The organism is Streptomyces triticagri, assembly GCF_003429565.1.
Taxonomy (GTDB): domain Bacteria; phylum Actinomycetota; class Actinomycetes; order Streptomycetales; family Streptomycetaceae; genus Streptomyces; species Streptomyces triticagri.
Map to the genome: position 1 here is coordinate 1 of NZ_QUAK01000046.1, position 17,838 is coordinate 17,838.

General features: G+C 70.4%; 13 protein-coding genes. 7 read left to right on the forward strand and 6 right to left on the reverse strand.

Going from position 1 to position 17,838, the window contains the following annotated elements; all coding sequences use genetic code 11:
* Positions 1-169 precede the first annotated feature (169 nt).
* Together DY218_RS08835 and DY218_RS08840 are read right to left on the reverse strand one after the other, a co-directional pair.
* Entirely contained in the window at positions 170-1,369 is a 1,200-nt protein-coding gene (locus DY218_RS08835; RefSeq protein ID WP_233521441.1) for a sensor histidine kinase, read from the reverse strand.
* Positions 1,366-2,031: a response regulator transcription factor gene (locus DY218_RS08840; protein ID WP_128555372.1), complete on the reverse strand. Its 666-nt coding sequence runs from the start codon at positions 2,029-2,031 to the stop codon at positions 1,366-1,368. Before DY218_RS08840 ends, DY218_RS08835 begins: the two co-directional genes overlap by 4 nt.
* 205 nt (positions 2,032-2,236) lie before the next feature.
* On the opposite strand from DY218_RS08840, the gene DY218_RS08845 reads away from it, so the two are divergent.
* The 4 genes from DY218_RS08845 (at position 2,237) to DY218_RS08860 (ending at position 5,706) form a co-directional block, all read left to right on the forward strand.
* On the forward strand, positions 2,237-3,661 hold the full coding sequence (locus DY218_RS08845) for an ABC transporter permease (RefSeq protein WP_128555373.1): 1,425 nt from the start codon (positions 2,237-2,239) through the stop codon (positions 3,659-3,661).
* 2 nt (positions 3,662-3,663) lie between these two features.
* Positions 3,664-4,356 carry an ABC transporter ATP-binding protein gene (locus DY218_RS08850; protein WP_128555374.1) on the forward strand — a complete coding sequence of 231 codons (693 nt, stop codon included), beginning with the start codon at positions 3,664-3,666 and terminating at the stop codon, positions 4,354-4,356.
* An 81-nt stretch (positions 4,357-4,437) separates the two neighbouring features.
* Positions 4,438-5,037, forward strand: coding sequence for a peptidoglycan DD-metalloendopeptidase family protein (locus DY218_RS35700; RefSeq protein ID WP_325051981.1), 600 nt, complete (start codon positions 4,438-4,440; stop codon positions 5,035-5,037).
* A 123-nt stretch (positions 5,038-5,160) separates the two neighbouring features.
* Complete coding sequence (locus DY218_RS08860; protein WP_128555375.1) at positions 5,161-5,706, forward strand: MarR family winged helix-turn-helix transcriptional regulator; 546 nt, start codon at positions 5,161-5,163, stop codon at positions 5,704-5,706.
* Positions 5,707-5,779: 73 nt separating this feature from the next.
* On the opposite strand, the gene DY218_RS08865 is transcribed toward DY218_RS08860, so the two are convergent.
* From DY218_RS08865 to DY218_RS08880, 4 genes are all read right to left on the reverse strand, one after another.
* Positions 5,780-7,396 carry a glycerol-3-phosphate dehydrogenase/oxidase gene (locus tag DY218_RS08865; protein WP_128555376.1) on the reverse strand — a complete coding sequence of 539 codons (1,617 nt, stop codon included), beginning with the start codon at positions 7,394-7,396 and terminating at the stop codon, positions 5,780-5,782.
* A 5-nt stretch (positions 7,397-7,401) separates the two neighbouring features.
* The gene (gene glpK / locus DY218_RS08870; protein ID WP_128555377.1) at positions 7,402-8,943 is read right to left on the reverse strand and encodes a glycerol kinase GlpK; all 1,542 of its coding nucleotides are present in this window, start codon (positions 8,941-8,943) and stop codon (positions 7,402-7,404) included.
* 35 nt (positions 8,944-8,978) lie between these two features.
* Positions 8,979-9,758 carry an MIP/aquaporin family protein gene (locus DY218_RS08875; protein ID WP_128555378.1) on the reverse strand — a complete coding sequence of 260 codons (780 nt, stop codon included), beginning with the start codon at positions 9,756-9,758 and terminating at the stop codon, positions 8,979-8,981.
* A gap of 462 nt (positions 9,759-10,220) precedes the next feature.
* The gene (locus DY218_RS08880; RefSeq protein ID WP_128555379.1) at positions 10,221-10,985 is read right to left on the reverse strand and encodes an IclR family transcriptional regulator; all 765 of its coding nucleotides are present in this window, start codon (positions 10,983-10,985) and stop codon (positions 10,221-10,223) included.
* Positions 10,986-11,312: 327 nt separating this feature from the next.
* Here DY218_RS08880 and metH point away from each other — a divergent pair, with 327 nt between their 5' ends.
* The 3 genes from metH to DY218_RS08895 all read left to right on the forward strand — a co-directional run bounded on the left by metH (position 11,313) and on the right by DY218_RS08895 (position 17,778).
* A complete protein-coding gene (metH, locus tag DY218_RS08885; RefSeq protein WP_128555380.1) occupies positions 11,313-14,822 on the forward strand; it encodes a methionine synthase in 3,510 nt (1,169 codons plus the stop codon).
* A 159-nt stretch (positions 14,823-14,981) separates the two neighbouring features.
* Positions 14,982-15,713, forward strand: a complete 732-nt coding sequence (locus tag DY218_RS08890) for an HAD family hydrolase (RefSeq protein WP_128555381.1) — start codon at positions 14,982-14,984, stop codon at positions 15,711-15,713.
* Positions 15,714-16,173: 460 nt separating this feature from the next.
* Complete coding sequence (locus DY218_RS08895; RefSeq protein ID WP_128555382.1) at positions 16,174-17,778, forward strand: ABC transporter substrate-binding protein; 1,605 nt, start codon at positions 16,174-16,176, stop codon at positions 17,776-17,778.
* Positions 17,779-17,838: the final 60 nt, after the last annotated feature.

Below are 17,838 nucleotides of genomic sequence, written 5' to 3' on the forward strand. Positions count from 1 at the left end.
GCCGCCGAGCCCGCGGCCGTGGACCTCGGAGCAGCCGCCCTGCCCGTGCTGCTCCGGAAGGCCGCGCTGCCGGCCGCCGCCCTCTGCGTCGCCGTGGTCCTCGTCCGCGGCCTGCGCCGGGCGAACCGCCGCGGCTGACGCCGGACGGGCCCGCGCAGCGGCCGCGTGGTCAGGCCTCCACCGGGAAGTCCGCGCGCACCGTGAGACCTCCGTCCGCGTTCGCCGTCGCCGTGATCGTGCCGTGGTGGGCGCGGACCACCGCGCGGGCGATGGCGAGGCCGAGGCCGTGGCCCGTACGGTCGCTGCGCACCCGGGAGTCGGCGCGGTGGAACGGCTCGAAGAGACGGTCCGTGTGCTCGGCGTCCACCCGCGGCCCGGAGTTGGTCACCTCCAGGGTCACCGGCCCCTCGCCGTACACCGACACATGGGCCCAGCCGTCCGGCACGTTGTGGGTCAGGGCGTTGTCCAGGAGGTTGTGCACCAGACGCCGAAGGAGCGCCGCGTTCCCCACCAGCGACCGGCCGGGCTCCAGGTCCGACTCCAGGCCGATCCCGGCCGTACGGGCTCGCGCCGCCAGCTCGCCGCAGGTCTCGGCGACGATCGCGGCGAGGTCCACGGGCTCGGTGTCGGGCTGCGCATGCTCGGCGCCGGCGAGCTGCAGCAGCCCGTGCACGATCTCGATGCTGCGCTCGTTGGCCGCCGCCAACTGCGGGGCGAGCCGGGCCAGTTCACCGCCCGACTGGTCCGTCGAGGCCAGCTGCAGCGCGGTGCGGGTGGCGGCCAGCGGTGTCAGCAGCTCGTGCGAGGCATTCGCGGCGAACCGCTGATGGGCCGCGAAGGAGCGCTCCAACCGCGCCAGTGTGCCGTCGAACGTGTCGGCCAGCCGCCGCAGTTCGTCCCGCGGACCCTCCGCATCGATCCGGTACGAGAGATCACCCTCGCCGGCCCGGGCGGCCGCCTCGCTGATGGCGCCCAGCGGGGCGAGCAGCCGGCGCGAAAGCAGCCACCCCGCGGCGAGCCCCAGCACCGCCACCACCGCCGCACCCGCAACGGACACCGTGAGCACCGTCGCCCACACGTCCTCCTTGGAGCGGACCTGCCGCGTGTCGGCGTACGAGCCGGGTGGATCGGCGTACGAACCGGGCGGATCGACGTACGGCGGCAGCTGCGGCAGCTCGTCCGCGGGCATCCCCGGCACGAAGTCCGGCACCACGCCGGGCCGCACCGGCGCCGAGCCCAGATCGTAGGACGGCAGATACCGCATCCCGAGATACACCGCCGCCACCATCAGCGCACCGGACACCACGAGCACACCCGCGAAACCGAGGAAGAGCCGGGTGTGGATGCTGACCCGGCGCAGCCCGATCACGCCCGCTCCGCCAGGTAGTAGCCGGCGCCGACCGCGGTGTGCAGGAGCGGCGGATCACCCAGCTTGCGCCGCAGGGTGTGCACGACGAGGCGCACCGCGTTGGTGAACGGATCGGCCGCCTCGTCCCAGGCCTTCTCCAGGAGGTACTCGGCGCCGAGCACCCCGCCGTCGGCCCGGATCAGCAGCTCGAGGACGGCCAGCTCCTTCGGCGTGAGCCGGATCTCCCGGCCCGCCCGCACCGCCTGCCGGCGATGGGTGTCGAGCGTGAGGTCCGCGACCCGCAGCACCGGCGCGAGCGCGGGAGCACTCCGCCGGTACAGCGCCCGCAGCCGGGCCACCAGCTCCGGGAAGTCGAACGGCTTGGCCAGATAGTCGTCCGCGCCGAGGCCCAGACCCGCCACCTTGTCACCGAGCCGGCCCGCGGCGGTGAGCATCAGGATCCGGCAGCCGGGATGCTCGGCCACCGTGCGGCGGCACACCTCGTCGCCGTGCACCTCCGGCAGGTCCCGGTCGAGGATCACGATGTCGTAGTCGTTGACCGTCAGCTTCTCCAGGGCCGCGGCCCCGTCGTGGACGGTGTCGGACGAGATGCCCTCGCGGCGCAGACCGAGCCCGATGACCTCGGCCATGAACTCCTCGTCCTCGACGATCAGTACGCGCATCGCCGGTGGTGCCTTTCCTCGTGTGCTGTGGCCCCATCCCTATCAGAGCCGGTGTTTGGCCGATGTATGAGAAGCCGCCGGACCCGGCCCGCCGCCGAACGCTGTCGAAAGCGTCCGATTCCTAGCGTGAGCGCGCACCGTACGAAGCCGACTCCCCGAGCCGCCTCCGTGGCCTGCTCCGAGTCCGACCGTGGAGACACCTTCCATGAACCTGTTCAAACGGGCCTGGTGGCGCCTGACCGCCACGCTCGGCAAGACCCTGCTGCTCACCGGCCTGTTCTTCGTCGTCTGCGCCCTCGTCCTGTCCGGATTCCTCATTCGCTCGGCCGCCGACCGGGCCGCGGCGGACGCGAAGGACCAGGTCGGCGCGGTCGCCACCCTGTCCTTCGACATCAACGCCCTCATGGAGTCCGGCCGGGCCGAGAACGGCGGGGCCTCGGGCGCGCGGATCGACCCGGACGACCGCCTGCGCAGCGGAAAGGCCGACGCACTCGGAAAGTCCCCGGTCGTCACCCGGTTCAGCTACAAGGTGGAGTCCGCAGGCCTCGCCACCGAGGACCTGAAGCTCTACCGGGCCGTGCCGCCGCCACCGGCCGCCGACACCGAGTCCGGCGACTTCTTCAAGGTCGAGGGCGTACGGGACCTCGCCGCCATGCCCTCGTTCCGCAACGGCACCTCGAAGCTCGTCGCCGGCAAGGGCATCGGCCCCGACACCGGGGACGGTGTCCTCGTACTGGAGAAGCGCCTCGCCGACGCAAACAAGCTCGAGGTCGGCGACGAGGTCACCATGCGCTCCTTCCCCGGCGACGGCAGCAAGGGCAAGAAGAGGCAGTTCACGGTGGCCGGCATCTACACCTCCGACACCGCGTCCAGCAGCCAGTACACCCCCGCGCTCGCCGACCCCGGCAATCTCGTCTACGCCTCCCCGAACGCGGCCGGCGCCCTGTCGGCGGTCACCCCCACCGACGAGGGCTCGGACATCCAGGAGGCCACCTTCACCCTGCGCAACCCCGGGGACCTGCCGAAACTCAAGAAGCAGGCCGCGGCGCTCGGCCTCGACCCGGACATCTATCCACTCGCGGTCAACGACAAGCAGTACAAGCAGCTCGTCGGCCCCATCTCCAAGACCGCCGGCTTCGCCACCCTCACCGTCTGGCTGGTCTCGCTGGCCGGGGTCGCCGTACTCTCCCTGATCGTCGCGAGCTCCCTGCGCGAACGCCGCCGCGAACTGGGCATCCTGCTGGCCCTCGGCGAACGCAGACCGCGCCTCCTCGGCCAGCATCTCGTCGAGATCGCCGCCTGCGCGATCGTCGCCATCGGCCTCGCCGTCCCCGCGAGCCAGGCGCTGGCCGGTACCGCGGGAAGCAGCCTGCTCGCCGGCGAGGTCTCCGACGCCGAGAACGACAAGGCCGACGAGGAGAAGAACTCGTACGCCGACTCCATGGGCGGCGCCGCACAGGACGAGGAACCGGCCGCCGAGCCCATCGAGGACCTGGACGTACGCCTCACCGGTGCCGATCTCGCCAAGGTCGGCGCCGCCGGACTCGGCATCGCCGCCCTCGCCACCCTCATCCCCGGCTACCGGGTCCTGCGCCTGAAGCCCCGCCAGATCCTCACGAAGGGCGACTGACCATGCCGTACGACGACCAGGCCCCGGTGCTGCAGTTCTGCGGCGTCGACAAGAGCTACCCGCTGGGCAACCGGGCCCGCCGGCGCACCGTCCTCAAGGACGTCAGCCAGGACTTCGCACCGGGCCGCATGTACGCCGTGGTCGGACCGTCGGGCAGCGGCAAGACCACCCTGCTCTCGCTCGCCGGCGGCCTCGACGCACCCTCCGCCGGTACGGTCCGCTTCCGCGGCCGGGACCTGGACCGCATCGGGCTCGACACCTTCCGCCGCCGGCACGCCGCCACGGTCTTCCAGTCCTTCAACCTCATCGGCTATCTGACCGCCGCACGGAACGTCACCTCGGCCATGGAGATCACCGGCGTCCGCCGGCGCGGCCGCAAGGACCGTGCCGACGAGCTCCTCGGCCTGCTGGGCATCGCGGCGGAGGACCGGCACCGGCGGATCCAGGAGCTGTCCGGCGGCCAGCAGCAGCGAGTCGCCATCGCCCGCGCACTGGCCTGCGAGGTCGACATCCTCTTCGCCGACGAGCCCACCGGCAACCTCGACCAGGACACCGCGGACGACATCGTGGACATCCTGCGGAAGGTCGCCCACGACGACGGCAAGTGCGTCGTCGTGGTCACCCACTCCGCCAAGGTCGCCGCCGCCTCCGACGAGGTCCTGCACCTCAAACGCGGCCGCCTGTCCCGGCGTTGACACCGGCCCGGCGCCCCCGGTGTGCACCCGCTGCTCGGCCTCCGGATGCGACAGGCCGTACGTCACGCTAGGCATGGACGTATGAACGCTTGGAGCATGCCCGTCGGCCGGGCGCGGGTCACCACGGCCTACAAGAAGCCCGGCGCCTGGGCGGCCGGATTCCATACCGGCGTCGACTTCGCCGTGCCGACCGGCACACCGGTCGTCGCCGTCGGGCCCGGGTCCGTGGTCGTCGCCGGCAATCAGGGCGCGTACGGGAACTGCGTCATCGTCGGTATGACGGACGGCAAGTACACCCTGTACGCCCACCTCAGCCGGATCGAGGTCAAGGTGGGCCAGAAGGTCACCGGCGGCCACCGCCTCGGCCTGTCCGGCGCCACCGGCAATGTCACCGGCCCGCATCTGCACTTCGAGGCCCGCACCACCAACACCTACAACGGCCACACCGACCCGCTCGCCTATCTCGCCGCACACGGCGTCGGCGGCACCGGGAAGCCCGCCAAGGCTCCCGCGAAGAAGGCCGCCGGCACCTACACGGTGAAGGCGGGCGACACCCTCGGTGCCATCGCCGCGGCCCAGCTCGGCAACGCCGCCCGCCACCCGGAGATCGCCGCGCTCAACGGCATCGCCGACCCGAACCTCATCAAGGTCGGGCAGAAGCTGAAACTCCCGCCGAAGTAGCCCGTCCCGCGCACCGGACGTTTCCGGCCACCGACCCGCCCGCCGTTGATCACCTCAGGGGTAGAATTCTCAGGGCTGTGAGACCGGGGCGGCCGGGGAGAGCGGCCGGACGAAGGGGCGGAGATGGCTGGACGCAGGAACGGGCACAAGGACGCCGTCGAGGCGGTCGTGGCGGACTGGGCGAGAGAGCGGCCCGAACTCGACACCAGCCCCCTGGAGGTGCTGGCCCGACTGCATCGCTCCTTCCTGCGTTACAACGCCCAGCTGACCAGCTCCATCGAGCGGCACGGCCTGTCCGTCGCCGGCTTCGACGTCCTCACCGCACTGCGCCGGGCCGGCGCCCCCTACCGGCTGACCGCGGGGCAGCTCGCCGACCAGGGCCTGGTCTCCTCGGCGGGCGTGACCCTGCGCATCGACCGCCTGGAGAAGGACGGCCTGATCGTCCGCGAGCGCGACGCCGACGACCGCCGCGTCGTCTACTCCCGGCTCACCGACGACGGCCTCGCAACGGTCGACCGCGTCTTCGCCGAACACCTCGACAACGAACGCCGCATGCTGGCCGAGGTCACTCCGGCCGAACGCCGCCAGCTGGCCCGCCTGTTGCGCAAGCTGGAGTCCTCGATACTCGCCGCCGACGACGCCTTCGACGAGGCCGAGGAGTCGGCGTAGCGCGCAGGCCGCGGGCGTACGACTGCGGGGCGGCACCACCGAAGTGGGCCGCCCCGCAGTCGTGTTCAGCGCCTCACTCGCTGCGCAGCATGTCCTCGACCCGGCTGCGGATCCCGTCCGTCGCCAGACCGCGGATCGTCAGCGTCGTACGCCGCCGCAGCACGTCGTCCGCCGTCTCGGCCCACTCGTGGTCCCTGGCGTACGCCACCTGCGCCCAGATCTCGGGGGCGTCGGGATGGATGCGCTCGGCAAGCGCCGGGTCCTCGTTCGCCAGCCGGGCGATGTCGAAGGACAGCGAACCGTAGTGCGTGGCCAGGTGCCGCGCCGTGTCCGCCGCCATCCGCGGCCCGGGCGCAGAGCCGTCCGCGAGGAGCCGGTACGCCACCGCGTTCGGGTTGGCGATGCCCGGCAGCGGAAGCCGCTTGGGCAGCGCCGACACCGGCTCCATGTCCTCGCCGAGCGGGTGCCCGGGCAGCTGGGCCAGCTTGTTCATCACGGTGCGGCCGATGTGCCGGAACGTGGTCCACTTGCCGCCCGCGACCGACAGCATTCCGCCGCGGCCCTCGGTGACGACCGTCTCCCGCTTGGCCTTCGAGGTGTCGCCCGGTCCGCCGGGCAGCACCCGCAGTCCGGCGAACGCGTAGGTGATCAGATCCGGCGACAGCTGCTGGTCGCGCACCGAGAAGGCCGCCTCGTCCAGGATCTGCCTGGTGTCCTGCTCGGTCACCGCCACATCCGCCGGATCGCCCTCGTACTCCTCGTCGGTCGTACCGAGCAGCAGCATGTCCTCCCACGGCAGGGCGAACGTGATCCGGTACTTGTCGATGGGCGTGGCCAGCGCGGCCTTCCACGGCGCGGTGCGCTTGAGCACCAGGTGCGCGCCCTTGGAGAGGCGGATCGACGGGGCCGCGTTCGCGTCCTCCATGGCCCGCAGCTTGTCCACCCACGGGCCGGTCGCGTTCAGCACGAGCCGGGCGTCCACGCCGAACTCGGTGCCGTCCGTACGGTCCCTGAGCTCCGCACCGGTGACCCGTCCGCGGGTGAAGCGCAGCCCGGTGACCTCCGCGTGATTGAGCACCGCGGCCCCCGATGCGACCGCCGCGCGGACCGTCATCAGGGCCATCCGGGAGTCGTTCATCTGGTCGTCGCCGTACACGGCCACGGCCTTGAGGTTCTCGGTGCGCAGTTCGGGCACGTCCTGCGCCGCGCGCGACGGGCTGAGCAGATGCCCCACCCCGTCACCGAACGCGGACAGCGCCGAGTACGCGAACACACCCGCGCCCAGCTTCGCGGCGCCGTGCGGCCCGCCCTTGTACACCGGCAGGTAGAAGGTCAGCGGATTGGCGAGGTGCGGCGCCACCTGACGGGAGACCGCACGCCGCTCGAAGTGGTTCTCCGCGACCAGCTTGACCGCACCGGTCTGCAGGTAACGCAGGCCGCCGTGCAGCAGCTTGGAGGACGCGGAGGAGGTGGCACCGGCGAAGTCGCCGGCGTCCACCAGGGCCACCCGCAGCCCGGCCTGTGCGGCATGCCAGGCGGTGGAGATGCCCAGGATGCCGCCGCCGATCACCAGGAGGTCGTAGGTAGCCCTCGACAGCTGTTCCCGGGTCTCGGCCCGGCTCGGATTCGAGCCGTCGGCCGGGTGCAGCCCGAGAGCCGGGAAAGCGGGGCTGCTCTGCAGGGTGGTCATGAGTCTTACTCCTCGTCCTCGATCCAGCCCATGGTCCGCTCGACGGCCTTGAGCCAGTTCTTGTACTCGCGGTCCCGCTGATCCGCTTCCATGCGGGGGGTCCACTCGGCGGCCCGGCGCCAATTGGCGCGCAGGGCCTCGGTGTCGGGCCAGAAGCCGACGGCGAGGCCGGCGGCGTAGGCCGCGCCGAGGCAGGTCGTCTCGGCGACCATCGGGCGCACCACCGGCGCGTCCAGGAAGTCCGAGAGGGTCTGCATCAGCAGGTTGTTGGAGGTCATGCCGCCGTCGACCTTCAGGGCCGTGAGCTCGACGCCGGAGTCCTTCGTCATGGCGTCGGTGATCTCGCGGGTCTGCCAGGCGGTGGCCTCGAGCACGGCGCGCGCGATGTGCGCCTTGGTGACGTACCGGGTCAGACCGGCGATCACGCCGCGGGCGTCGGAGCGCCAGTACGGGGCGAACAGACCGGAGAAGGCCGGCACGAAGTACGCGCCGCCGTTGTCGTCGACCGAGGACGCCAGGGTCTCGATCTCGGCGGCGGAGTTGATCAGGCCCATCTGGTCGCGCATCCACTGCACCAGGGAGCCCGTGACGGCGATCGAGCCCTCGAGCGCGTAGACCGGCTTCTGGTCGCCGATGCGGTAACCGACCGTGGTGAGCAGGCCGTTGTACGAATTGACGGGCGTCTCACCGGTGTTCATCAGCATGAAGGTGCCGGTGCCGTACGTGGACTTGGCCTCGCCCTCGTCGAAACAGGTCTGGCCGAAGAGCGCGGCCTGCTGGTCACCGAGCGCGGAGGCGACCGGGACGCCGTCCAGGACGCCGCCCTTGGTGGCGCCGTACACCTCGGCGGAGGACCGGATCTCCGGCAGCACCGCGGCCGGGATGCCGATGGAGTGCAGGATCTTCTCGTCCCACTGCATGGTGTGCAGGTTCATCAGCATGGTGCGGGACGCGTTGGTGACGTCCGTGACGTGCTGACCGCCGTCGGTGCCGCCGGTGAGGTTCCAGATGACCCAGGAGTCCATGGTGCCGAAGAGGATGTCGCCTCGCTCGGCGCGCTCGCGCAGCCCCTCGACGTTGTCGAGCAGCCAGCGGACCTTCGGCCCGGCGAAGTAGGACGCCAGCGGCAGGCCCGTCTCACGGCGGAAGCGGTCCTGGCCGACGTTGCGGCCGAGCTCCTTGCACAGGGCGTCGGTGCGGGTGTCCTGCCAGACGATGGCGTTGTGCACCGGCTCGCCGGTGTTCTTGTCCCAGAGCAGCGTGGTCTCGCGCTGGTTGGTGATGCCGATCGCCTTGACGTCGGCGGAGGTGATGCCGGCCTTGGCGACGGCGCCCGCCACCACGCTCTCGACGTTGGCCCAGATCTCCTTGGCGTCGTGCTCGACCCAGCCGGGCTTGGGGAAGATCTGCTCGTGCTCGCGCTGGTCGACGGCGACGATCCGGCCGTCCTTGTCGAAGACGATGCAGCGGCTCGAGGTGGTGCCCTGGTCGATCGCCGCGATGAACGGCCCGGCGCCGTGCGAGTGGGTGGTGTGTGCGTCGGTCACTGTGTGCTCCAAGAGTCTCGTGCGGTACGGCGTGCTCAGGCGAAGGCGATGTTGTACACACCGCCGGCGATGGCGCCACCGATCAGCGGTCCGGCGACCGGCACCCAGGCGTACGTCCAGTCGGAGCTGCCCTTGTTCGGCAGGGGCAGCAGCGAGTGCACGATGCGCGGGCCGAGGTCACGGACCGGGTTGATGGCGTATCCCGTCGGGCCGCCGAGCGAGAGGCCGATGCCGACCACGACGAGCGCGGTGATGAGTGCGCCGAGCGGGCCGAGGCCGTTGCCGTCGTCGTTCAGGCCCTGCGTGAGGATCGCGATGACCAGCACGAACGTGGCGATGATCTCGGTGGCCATGTTCTGTGCGGCGTTACGGATCTCCGGCGCGGTGGAGAAGATGCCGAGCACCGGACCGGGCTCGTCGGAGGCCGGCTTCTTGTCGCCGCCGGCCTGGCCGACGATCTCCGGGTCCGTCAGATGGGCCTGGAACTGGCCGTAGTACGTGATCCAGACCAGCACGGCGCCGATCATCGCGCCGAGCAGCTCGCCCGCCAGATAGACCGGAACGTCGCTCCACTCGGTGCCGCCCTCGACCGCGAGGCCGAGCGTGACCGCGGGGTTGAGGTGCGCGCCGGAGACGCCGCCCGCCAGATAGGCGCCGGTCAGGACCGCGAAGCCCCAGCCGAAGGCGATGGCGACCCAGCCGGCCTCATAGGCCTTGGAGCGCTTGAAAGTGACAGCGGCGCAGACGCCGCCGCCGAGCAGGATGAGTAGGGCGGTACCGATGGTCTCGCCGATGAAGATGTCGGAGCTGGACACCCGCGACTCCTTTGTCCTTCGTCCAGGGTGGACACCGAGAACGCGACACCACGAGTCCCGCCGGTGGTTCGCGCCCTCAGGTGAGGGCGTTGCTCGGATCCGCCTTGCCACACACTACCCCGTATTGCCGGTAGGTGTTCGACAATGCCGACCGATGAACGGCAGTTTTCCCTCGCGTCAATGGCCCGTCAAGGGCTGTGGGGGGCGAATCACGATCGTTACCGCCTGGGCGCTGCAGTACGGGATCGGCGCCCGGCAGGACATGCCGGACGGGTGGGTGCGACTGGCCGGTAGTAGGTGCCGGAAACGTTTCGCGCGAGGGTTCGACGGTACGCGGAGGGCGCCCTTCGCGCGAGAGGGACGCAGCGGGAAAGCGCGGGTCTGCGTGACCGGGTCCGTCGTGAGGGAGCGGTGCCGGTGCCGTCCGGCCGGTCCGCCCGCAGGATCCTGCCGCGCTGCGGCTCAGAAGCGTCCGGCGCCCAGGTCCCGGGACACCGCGCGGGCGCAGTCCCGCACCGCCGCGATCAGCTCGGCGCGCAGCTCGCCGTCCGCACACACCCGCTCCACCGCGCCGGTCACGCCGACCGCACCCACCGGCATCCGGCGCCGGTCGTGGATCGGGGCCGCCACCGATGCCACCCCGGTCCAGGTCTCCTCGACGTCCGCGGCCCAGCCGCGCGCCCGCGTCACGTCGAGCACCCCCTCGAAGTCCTCGAGGCCGGTCACCGTACGGGCCGTGAAGTCCTTCCGCTCCGACTCCACCACCTCGCTGTGCGCCACCGGGTCGTACGCGGAGAGAACCTTGCCGAGCGCCGTGGAGTGCAGCGGATGCATCGCCCCGACCTCGAGCACCTGCCGGCTGTCGTCCGGCCGGAACACGTGGTGCACGATCAGCACACCCTGCTGGTGCAGCACCCCGAGATAGACGCTCTCGCCGCTGGAGCGCGCCAGATCGTCCGTCCAGACCAGGGCGCGGGCGCGCAGCTCGTGCACGTCCAGATAGCTGTTGCCCAGGCGAAGCAGCTCCGCGCCGAGCTGATAGCGGCCGGAGGACGGGTCCTGCTCCACGAAACCCTCCTGCTGCAGGGTGCGCAGGATGCCGTGCGCGGTGCCCTTGGCCAGGTCGAGCGAGGAGGCGATGTCGGAGAGGCCGAGCCGTCGCTCGCCGCCGGCCAGGAGGCGCAGCATCGCCGCCGCGCGTTCGAGCGACTGGATGTTCTTGGCCACCGCGTCCGCTCCTCCGCGTCCGATCCCTGGTTCCACATCGGCCGGCTCCGGCGACCGTACGGTACGTCGTCGGCAGTGGTTCGACAATGCTGAACACTATCGGTCCATGCCGACCTTGTCCTAATGGCTGCGCAATGGCTGCGCAATGGCTGCGCATGCCGAGGCACTCGGCTCCCGCACTTCGCGGGCGCCGCCGCACCACCCCAGCATCATGGTCCTCACTTGGACGCCCCATACGGTGGGGGCCCCGTCCCGGCTACGCTGGCCGGGTGCGCCCTCGCCTGAGGGCGCAAAGCCGACAGCCGTCGCACTCCAGGGAGCTTTTCCATGGCCTCGTTGCCGACCGCAGCATCCGACAGCCGGTCCCGCGCAGACGCCCTGCGTCACGCACTCGCCACCCGGGTGGTGGTCGCGGACGGTGCGATGGGCACCATGCTGCAGGCCCAGGACCCCAGTCTCGAGGACTTCCAGAACCTCGAGGGCTGCAACGAGATTCTGAACGTCACCCGCCCCGACATCGTCCGCTCGGTCCACGAGGAGTACTTCGCCGTCGGCGTGGACTGCGTCGAGACCAACACCTTCGGCGCCAACTTCGCGGCCCTCGCCGAGTACGACATCCCCGAGCGCATCCACGAACTCTCCGAGTCCGGCGTCCGCATCGCCCGCGAGGTCGCCGACGAGTTCACCGCCTCCACCGGACAGCAGCGCTGGGTGCTCGGCTCGATGGGCCCCGGCACCAAGCTGCCCACCCTCGGCCACGCCCCGTACGGCAAGCTCCGCGACGCCTACCAGCAGAACGCCGAGGGCATGATCGCCGGCGGCGCCGACGCGCTCCTGGTGGAGACCACCCAGGACCTGCTGCAGACCAAGGCCTCCATCCTCGGCGCCCGCCGCGCCCTCGAGGCCACCGGCGCCGACCTGCCGATCATCTGCTCGGTGACGGTCGAGACGACCGGCACCATGCTGCTCGGCTCCGAGATCGGCGCGGCACTGACCGCCCTCGAGCCGCTCGGCATCGATATGATCGGCCTGAACTGCGCGACCGGTCCCGCCGAGATGAGCGAGCACCTGCGCTACCTCGCCCGCCACTCCCGCGTACCGCTGTCCTGCATGCCGAACGCGGGCCTGCCCGTCCTCGGCAAGGACGGCGCCCACTACCCGCTGACCGCGGCCGAACTCGCCGACGCCCAGGAGACGTTCGTCGGCGAGTACGGCCTCTCCCTGGTCGGCGGCTGCTGCGGCACCACGCCCGAGCACCTGCGGCAGGTCGTCGAGCGGGTCCGCGACCTCACGCCCACCGCGCGCGAACCGCGGCCCGAGCCCGGAGCGGCCTCCCTCTACCAGACCGTGCCGTTCCGCCAGGACACCTCGTACCTGGCGATCGGCGAGCGGACGAACGCCAACGGCTCGAAGAAGTTCCGCGAGGCGATGCTGGACGCACGCTGGGACGACTGCGTGGAGATGGCCCGCGACCAGATCCGCGAGGGTGCGCACATGCTCGACCTGTGCGTCGACTACGTCGGCCGGGACGGCGTCGCCGACATGGAGGAGCTGGCCGGCCGTTTCGCCACCGCCTCCACCCTGCCCATCGTCCTCGACTCCACCGAAGTGCCCGTGATCCAGGCCGGGTTGGAGAAGCTCGGCGGCCGTGCGGTCATCAACTCGGTCAATTACGAGGACGGCGACGGCCCCGAATCCCGCTTCGCGAAGGTCACCGCCCTCGCCAAGGAACACGGCGCCGCACTCATCGCCCTGACCATCGACGAGGAGGGCCAGGCCCGCACCGTCGAGCACAAGGTCGCCATCGCCGAGCGGCTGATCGACGACCTCACCGGAAACTGGGGCATCCACGAGTCCGACATCCTCATCGACACCCTGACCTTCACCATCTGCACCGGTCAGGAGGAGTCCCGCAAGGACGGCATCGCCACCATCGAGGCCATCCGCGAACTCAAGCGCCGCCACCCCGACGTACAGACCACCCTCGGCCTGTCGAACATCTCCTTCGGCCTCAACCCGGCAGCGCGCATTCTGCTCAACTCGGTGTTCCTGGACGAGTGCGTGAAGGCCGGCCTGGACTCGGCGATCGTGCACGCCTCCAAGATCCTGCCCATCGCCCGCTTCGACGAGGAGCAGGTCACCACCGCCCTCGACCTGATCCACGACCGGCGGTCCGAGGGCTACGACCCGCTGCAGAAGCTGATGGAGCTCTTCGAGGGCGCCACCGCCAAGTCCCTGAAGGCGGGCAAGGCCGAGGAACTGGCCGCGCTGCCGCTGGAGGAGCGACTGCGCAGCCGCATCATCGACGGCGAGAAGACCGGCCTCGAGGCCGACCTGGACGAGGCCCTCACCGAGCGCCCCGCCCTCGACATCGTCAACGACACGCTCCTCGAGGGCATGAAGGTCGTCGGCGAACTCTTCGGCTCCGGGCAGATGCAGCTGCCGTTCGTACTGCAGTCCGCCGAGGTCATGAAGATCGCCGTCGCGTACCTCGAACCGCACATGGAGAAGTCGGACTCCGAGGGCAAGGGCACCATCGTCCTGGCCACCGTCCGCGGCGACGTGCACGACATCGGCAAGAACCTCGTCGACATCATCCTGTCCAACAACGGCTACAACGTGGTCAATCTGGGCATCAAGCAGCCCGTATCGGCCATCCTCGACGCCGCCGCGGAGCACCGCGCCGATGTGATCGGCATGTCCGGCCTCCTGGTCAAGTCGACCGTGATCATGAAGGAGAACCTGGAGGAGCTCAACCAGCGCAAGCTGGCCGCCGACTTCCCCGTCATCCTCGGCGGCGCCGCCCTCACCCGCGCCTACGTCGAACAGGACCTGCACGAGATCTACGAGGGCGAAGTCCGCTACGCCCGCGACGCGTTCGAGGGCCTGCGCCTCATGGACGCCCTGATCGCCGTCAAGCGCGGCGTCCCCGGCGCCACCCTGCCCGAGCTCAAGCAGCGCCGCGTCAAGGCGGGCAACGTCCAGATCGAGGAACGCCCCGACGACGGCCCGGCCCGCTCCGACGTCGCCACCGACAACCCCGTCCCCACTCCGCCGTTCTGGGGCAGCCGCGTCATCAAGGGCATCCAGCTCAAGGAGTACGCCTCCTGGCTCGACGAGGGCGCCCTCTTCAAGGGTCAGTGGGGACTCAAGCAGGCCCGCACCGGCGACGGCCCGACCTATGAGGAACTCGTCGAGACCGAGGGCCGCCCCCGGCTGCGCGGCTGGCTCGACCAGCTGCACACCAAGAACATGCTCGAAGCGGCCGTCGTGCACGGCTACTACCCGTGCGTCTCCAAGGGCGACGACCTGATCATCCTCGACGACCAGGGCAACGAGCGCACCCGCTTCACCTTCCCCCGCCAGCGCCGCGGCCGCCGCCTGTGCCTCGCCGACTTCTTCCGTCCCGAGGAGAGCGGCGAGACCGACGTCGTCGGCCTGCAGGTCGTCACCGTCGGCTCGAAGATCGGCGAGGCCACCGCCGAACTCTTCGCCGCCGACTCCTACCGCGACTACCTCGAACTGCACGGACTCTCCGTCCAGCTCGCCGAGGCCCTCGCCGAGTACTGGCACGCACGCGTACGCAGCGAACTCGGCTACGCCGGCGAGGACCCCTCCCAGATGGAGGACATGTTCGCCCTCAAGTACCGCGGCGCACGGTTCTCCCTCGGCTACGGAGCGTGCCCGGATCTGGAGGACCGGGCCAAGATCGCCGAACTGCTCGAACCGGAGCGGATCGGCGTCCAGCTCTCCGAGGAGTTCCAGCTCCACCCCGAGCAGTCCACCGACGCCATCGTCATCCACCACCCCGAGGCGAAGTACTTCAACGCCCGCTGACACCCGCACACGGCCCGCGTGCACCCCGGAATCAATCCGGATGCGCCCCGGGCCCCGCGACGTACACTGGTCGGTCCAGTGCAGGCCGGTCGCCCCCTTCCGGGATCACACCCGGGAAAAGGGCGGCCGGCCTTCTCGTCCCTCACGGAGGTGTGCCGCATGACCAGTACGGTCCCCGCAGCCGGAAGCCTTCCCCATGCCCAAGGCGCCGTCCGAACGGCCCACGCCGCACGGCCCGGCGGAGCATCCCTCGACGCCGTGCTGCTCGACATGGACGGCACGCTGGTCGACACGGAGGGCTTCTGGTGGGACGCCGAGGTCGAGGCCTTCGCCGGCCTCGGACACGCCCTCGACGAATCCTGGCGGCATGTCGTGGTGGGCGGCCCGATGACTCGCAGCGCGGGCTTCCTGATCGAGGCCACCGGCGCCGACATCGCCCTGGACGAGCTCACCGTGCTGCTCAACGACCACTTCGAGCAGCGCATCAGCCGCGATCTGCCCCTGATGCCCGGCGCCCGGCGCCTGCTCGCCGAGCTGACCGAGCAGGACGTACCCACCGCCCTGGTCTCCGCCTCGCACCGGCGGATCATCGACCGGGTGCTCGACTCGATCGGCCACCAGCACTTCCGCCTCACCGTCGCCGGGGACGAGGTCGAGCACAGCAAGCCGCACCCCGAGCCCTATCTGCGGGCCGCCGCGGGCCTCGGCGTCCACCCCGCGCGCTGCGCCGTCGTGGAGGACACCACCACCGGAGTCGCCTCCGCGCAGGCCGCCGGCTGTCCCGTCGTCGCCGTGCCCTCGGTCGCACCCATTCCGCCGGGCGACGGACGCACCGTGGTCGCCTCCCTCGAAGAAGTCGATCTCGCCTTTCTACGGAAGCTCATCAAGTGACGCTCATCAAGTGGCGCTCATCAAGTGATGACGGAAATGCACTGAACCGTGCACCGAGCGTGTTCCCGTATTGCCGGCGAAAGACAGGGCGGGGCAAAGGGCGGACCAATTGCCGGCTGCGCCGACGTAATTCAGCGCCCACGCACTCCGATCCATGGCGTGATTTATGTCACTGAGTCGGCAGGTCGCGCGGTCTTGTATGTGCGGCTTGCCCGGTGTTCCCGGCCCGCAACTGTGGGGCCTTGTGTCCCGATTGGTCGACTCCTGCACCAAACCTTCCGGCGTCCGCATTCCGGTGCGTCACTTCCGCTGCCGCTGAGTGATTGGCGCCCAACTCCGGGCGCCGTGAGCACTCGTGGCGATTCGGACTAATCTCATGCCGAGGAAACATGACATTGCCCGGAACGCCGACACCACCCCCCGTCGGCGGACCGGGATCGGACGTTGGAGAACTTCGAGCATGAACCGCAAGACATTGGTGCTGCCGGCCCTCATCGGCCTGCTCGCCCCGGTGCTCGCCGCCTGTGGTGGATCGGACAGCGGGAACGACGGCGGCGACGCGATCGTCGTGGGCACCACGGACATGTTCTCCGCGTCGAGCCAGGCCCCGGCCCCGTTCGACCCGGCCTACGCCTACGACGCGGGCTCCTGGAACATCCTGCGCCAGACCGTGCAGACCCTGATGACCCTGCCCCGCGGTGGCGGCCAGCCCGAGCCCGAGGCCGCCGAGCGCTGCTCCTTCACCGACGAGCGCAGCCAGCGCTACGAGTGCACCCTCCGCAAGGGCCTGAAGTTCTCGGACGACAGCGATGTCACCGCCTCGGACGTCAAGTTCTCCATCGAGCGCGTGCTGAAGATCCGCGACAAGAACGGCCCCAGCAACCTGCTCGCCAATGTCGACACCGTCGAGGTCGAGGGCGACCGCACCGTCGCCTTCCACCTGAAGTCGCCCGACGCGACCTTCCCGCACAAGCTCGCCACCCCGGCCGCCGGCATCGTCGACCCCGACGTCTACGACAAGGCCAAGCTCCGCTCCGGCTTCCAGGTCGACGGCTCCGGCCCGTACACCGTCGAGGCCGAGGTCAAGGACAACGAGCTCGTCAAGGCCGTCTTCACCCAGAACCCGCACTACAAGGGCAATCTGAAGCCGAAGAGCAAGAAGATCGAGATGCGTCCCTTCGCCGACGCCGACGCCATGGGCAAGGCGCTCAAGAAGGGTGACATCGACCTGATGACGCGCACCATGACGCCGAAGCAGATCGAGCAGCTCGGCACCGGCAGTGACGACAAGATCGACCTCGTCGAGATGCCCGGCCTGGAGATCCGCTACCTCGCCTTCACCACCGACGCCCCCTCGGTGAAGAACAAGGCCGTCCGCCAGGCCATGGCTCAGCTCGTCGACCGCGGCGAACTCGCCGCCGAGGTCTACGGCAGCGCCGCCGAGCCGCTGCAGTCCCTGGTCCCCTCCACGGTCACCGGGCACACCAACTCGTTCAGCAACAAGTACGGCGAGCCCTCCAAGACCAAGGCCGCGAACCTCCTGCAGAAGGCCGGCATCGACACCCCCGTCGAGCTCACCCTGCACTACACGACCGACCACTACGGCGCGGCCACCAAGCAGGAGTTCGAGGTCCTGCAGAAGCAGCTGAACGACAGCGGCCTCTTCGACGTCAGCATCAAGGGCGCCAAGTGGGACAAGTTCCGTGCCGCACAGCTCGAGGGCGAGTACGACGTCTTCGGCATGGGCTGGTTCCCCGACTTCCCCGACGCCGACAACTTCATCGCACCGTTCCTCGACAAGGACAACTTCCTCGCCTCCCCGTACGAGAACCGCACCGTCCGCGAGCAGCTGATCCCCGCCTCGCGCCGGGAGGCCGACCGCCTCGCCGCCTCCAAGGACATCGAGCGCGTCCAGGACCTCGTCGCCGAGGACGTGCCCGTACTCCCGCTCTGGCAGGGCAAGCAGTACGTCGCCGCCCGCGACGACATCACCGGTGTCGAGTGGGCCCTCAACTCCTCGTCCAACCTGCAGCTCTGGGAGCTGGGACGCGGCGTCGGAGAGTGACCCGGCGGCGCACCGCGCCGCACACACGAGGAGGGCCGGCCCCGATCACCGGGGCCGGCC

Bases quoted from the DNA above. Each gene is read 5' to 3' on its own strand.
- DY218_RS08840 (WP_128555372.1), bottom strand. From the start codon at position 2,031: ATGCGCGTACTGATCGTCGAGGACGAGGAGTTCATGGCCGAGGTCATC.
- DY218_RS08845 (WP_128555373.1), top strand. From the start codon at position 2,237: ATGAACCTGTTCAAACGGGCCTGGTGGCGCCTGACCGCCACGCTCGGC.
- DY218_RS08850 (WP_128555374.1), top strand. From the start codon at position 3,664: ATGCCGTACGACGACCAGGCCCCGGTGCTGCAGTTCTGCGGCGTCGAC.
- DY218_RS35700 (WP_325051981.1), top strand. From the start codon at position 4,438: ATGAACGCTTGGAGCATGCCCGTCGGCCGGGCGCGGGTCACCACGGCC.
- DY218_RS08860 (WP_128555375.1), top strand. From the start codon at position 5,161: ATGGCTGGACGCAGGAACGGGCACAAGGACGCCGTCGAGGCGGTCGTG.
- DY218_RS08865 (WP_128555376.1), bottom strand. From the start codon at position 7,396: ATGACCACCCTGCAGAGCAGCCCCGCTTTCCCGGCTCTCGGGCTGCAC.
- metH (WP_128555380.1), top strand. From the start codon at position 11,313: ATGGCCTCGTTGCCGACCGCAGCATCCGACAGCCGGTCCCGCGCAGAC.
- DY218_RS08890 (WP_128555381.1), top strand. From the start codon at position 14,982: ATGACCAGTACGGTCCCCGCAGCCGGAAGCCTTCCCCATGCCCAAGGC.
- DY218_RS08895 (WP_128555382.1), top strand. From the start codon at position 16,174: ATGAACCGCAAGACATTGGTGCTGCCGGCCCTCATCGGCCTGCTCGCC.